Genomic DNA, 3,733 nt, shown 5'->3' with positions numbered 1-3,733 from the left:
ATTTAAAGTTAAAAAATTAGTACTTAGTAATACTAAATAGAATAATAAAAATAAAAAAATTATTAACAAACTCCCGTCAGTAGAAGACGGTATTTTTTTAATTCTATTCAAACTATTTTAGGATTCCCCCCTAAAAACATAGACCACTACAAAAAAGCATTTACGCATCGTTCCACCAGTAAGATAAATGCAGAAGGGCACCCCATAAATTACGAACGCTTGGAATTCCTTGGCGACGCCATGTTAAGCTCGGTAATTGCGGCACATTTATTTAACCAAGCACCGCAAGGAGACGAAGGCTATCTCACCAAAATGCGTTCAAAAATTGTAAGTAGAGAACACCTGAATGAACTAGGTAAAGATTTAAATCTAATTCGGTTTATCGAAAGTAAAGTCCCCGTGCAGCATTTTGGAGAAAACATACACGGTAATATTTTTGAATCCTTAATAGGCGCAATTTACCTGGACCGAGGTTATGAGTATTGCGAAAAATTTATTCAAAAAAGAGTCATCGTTCCATATGTGGACATTTCCCGCTTAGAAGGAAAAGTAATCAGCTATAAAAGTCTGGTTATCGAATGGTGTCAAAAGGAGAAAAAAATATTTTATTATGATATTTATGAAGACGACGGAATAGATGGGACACGTTTCTTCGGGGTGAAATTAAGTATCGACGGTAAGGTAATCGCAAAAGCAAGAGCTACCTCAAAAAAGAAAGCAGAAGAAAAAGCATCACAGCGCACTTATTTTGCATTACAAGAAAAAATGGATAAGAAATAACAGCAATTTACTTAGAGCTATAACGTTTTAGTTAGTAAATTCATCAAAACAACCTGCATTAGTGCGTCATAACTTCCTTGGATACACTATATTTACATCTTATTTTATCATTAAATGGCAATTCATAAACTGAATTTTGGCGAATTTGACGAAATAGATTACCATCTTATTGCTATACATACGTCATTAGAAGACTATCGATTAGCCTATTTTATCAACCAAAAGCTTTCTATAAACTTAGGTAAAAGTAAGGATGAAGTCCAAATCAATATAAAAGAAGGAGAGACAGCTTTTTCCAGATTTTATTATTATGATTTAGAACATGCAGTCTCTTGGAATTTAATTCAAAATAAAAACGAAGTAGCACAGCAAAAAATAGATCCTGTCCAAAATTTATTTTCAAATACAAAACTGGAAATTTCTACACGAGTATATCTACTTCCAGAATTTAAAAAAGCAGATTATTTTTTAAAAATTGAAAACACGGAAGATACGATGAATGCCACTAAAATAAGAACAATATTAAATACCATCGATAATATATCAGCGGTTTATATCGTAGATACAAGTAAAATAAAATCTAAAAACAATTTAATTTTTTAAGACAAATGATTTCAGACAAAAAAACCAAAATTGTAGCGACATTAGGACCTGCATGTAGCACAAGAGAGATAATAAAAGAAATGATTGACGCAGGTGTAAACGTGTTCAGAGTTAATTTTTCTCATGCCGATTATGCTGATGTCAAAGAAAAAATGAAAATCATTAGAGATCTTAATGATGAGTATGGCTATACTACAGCAATACTTGGAGACTTACAAGGACCAAAGCTTCGCGTGGGAGTAATGAATGAAGGCGTTATAGTACATGACGGTGATTTAATTACATTTACAACAGCCGAAGATATTCTTGGAACTGCTCAAAAAGTGTTCATGAAATATAAAAACTTTCCCAATGATGTTAATCCTGGAGAAAGAATTTTATTAGATGATGGAAAACTGATTTTTGAGATTGTCGAAACTGACAAAAACACAGAAGTAGTTGCCAGAGTAATACAAGGTGGTGAATTGAAGTCTAAAAAAGGGGTCAATCTGCCTAATACAAAAATATCTCTTCCTGCAATGACAGAAAAAGATATTGCTGATGCTATTTTTGCCGTTGAACAAAAAGTAGATTGGATTGCACTTTCATTTGTAAAGACACCCCAAGATTTAAAAGACCTACAAAATCTAATTGCAGAGCATTCCGATCATAAAATTCCGATTATTGCCAAAATAGAAATGCCAGAAGCATTAGAAAACATAGATAAAATCGTCGCTTATTGTGATGGTTTAATGGTAGCTCGTGGTGACCTTGGCGTTGAACTCCCTGCACACGAAGTACCCTTGGTTCAAAAAGAATTGATTCGCAAAGCAAAAATGGCTCGAATTCCAGTTATTGTTGCTACTCAAATGATGGAGACCATGATCACCAGTTTGACTCCAACAAGGGCTGAAGTAAATGACGTTGCAAACTCTGTTATGGACGGGTCAGATGCCGTAATGCTTTCAGGAGAAACTGCTACTGGTAATTATCCTGTGCAAGTAATCGAGAAAATGACACAGATTATTAAAGCTGTTGAAAACTCTCCATTAATTCACGTGCCTCAGAACACACCACAAATAAAAACAAAACGTTTTATCACTAAGACAATTTGTCGTCATGCCGCAATTATGGCCGACGCAATTAAAGCGAAAGCAATTTGCACTTTAACAAATAGTGGTTATACCGCATTCCAAATATCTGCTTGGAGACCATCAGCACATATTTTAGTGTTCACATCAAATAAAAGAATAGTTACACAACTGAGCTTGCTATGGGGAGTGAAGTCTTATTACTATGATAAAATAGTAAGTACTGATGACACTGTAACTGATGTTAACGAAATCGCAAGAGAAAAGGGATACGTCTCTAAAGGTGACTTCTTAATCAACTTAGCCGCAATGCCTATTAAAGAAAAGGGAATGGTCAATACCATGAGAGTTTCAGAAATAGAGTAATCGAAATTATACTAAATCAAAAACCGTCTTGTCAAAAATTAAACAAGACGGTTTTTTTGTGCTCGATTTTATTTTATCTTTACAAAATAAATTTTATTTAACATGAATTATAAAACGAAAAATCCGTTTTTAACTAATAAGTCTTTTTCGACTACAACAGCATCAAAAAAGGAAGAAGTACATCATGCCTCTGTTATTGATTACGACCAAGAAATGACTTTGTCCGGCACCATGAATAAAACATTACTGTTGTTTTTGTTGCTTATTGCCTCTGCAATAGTAATTTGGTGGATGGCTTTTAATGGCACAAACCCAATAATACCCGCAATTGGCGGCGCGATAGCGGGATTAATTCTAGTGGTTTTTGCCGCTTTCAAACCACAATACTCTCCTTATTTAGCTCCTGGATATGCCTTATTCGAAGGCCTATTTATTGGAGGGGTCTCTGCCATCTTTGAAGCTAAATATCCTGGCATTGTAATACAAGCAGTTGGCGCAACATTTGTAACATTCGCAGTCTGTCTGGGATTATATAAATATAGAATAGTGAAGGTAACGGAGCAATTTAAATCAGTTGTCGTAGCAGCTACTCTTGCTATTGCAACGTATTACATTATTTCTTGGGTAGTTTCGATGTTTACCAGCTTTGCCCCTGTTCACCACGGCAATTCAATGATGAGTATAGGAATTAGTGTATTTGTAATTATTATCGCTGCTTTAAATTTATTCTTGGACTTTGACCGAATCGAAAAAGGCGTGACGCAAAAAATGCCTAAATACATGGAGTGGTTTGGCGCAATGGGCTTAATGATTACTCTCGTCTGGTTATACATTGAGTTTTTAAGATTGCTTTCTAAACTTGCAAGTAACGACTGATCAGAAATTTACAAAATACAAAAAACCCTTTCCATTAT

The 3,733-nt window shown here is 34.5% G+C and carries 3 protein-coding genes and 1 pseudogene; all 4 read left to right on the top strand.

Translation table 11 applies throughout. The annotated features are described in order from the left end of the window. The first annotated feature begins 58 nt into the window (after positions 1-58). The 4 genes and pseudogenes from rnc (at position 59) to A3SG_RS0117900 (ending at position 3,695) form a co-directional block, all read left to right on the top strand. Positions 59-780: pseudogene (rnc, locus tag A3SG_RS20400) on the top strand (ribonuclease III). 114 nt (positions 781-894) lie between these two features. Further along, positions 895-1,383, top strand: coding sequence for an IPExxxVDY family protein (locus A3SG_RS0117910; RefSeq protein ID WP_016991367.1), 489 nt, complete (start codon positions 895-897; stop codon positions 1,381-1,383). Positions 1,384-1,388: 5 nt separating this feature from the next. Continuing rightward, complete coding sequence (gene pyk / locus A3SG_RS0117905) at positions 1,389-2,819, top strand: pyruvate kinase (protein WP_016991366.1); 1,431 nt, start codon at positions 1,389-1,391, stop codon at positions 2,817-2,819. Positions 2,820-2,921: 102 nt separating this feature from the next. Then, positions 2,922-3,695, top strand: coding sequence for a Bax inhibitor-1/YccA family protein (locus A3SG_RS0117900; RefSeq protein WP_016991365.1), 774 nt, complete (start codon positions 2,922-2,924; stop codon positions 3,693-3,695). Positions 3,696-3,733: the final 38 nt, after the last annotated feature.

The organism is Flavobacterium sp. ACAM 123, assembly GCF_000264055.1.
GTDB lineage: Bacteria > Bacteroidota > Bacteroidia > Flavobacteriales > Flavobacteriaceae > Flavobacterium.
This window is presented reverse-complemented; position numbering and strand designations above follow the sequence as displayed.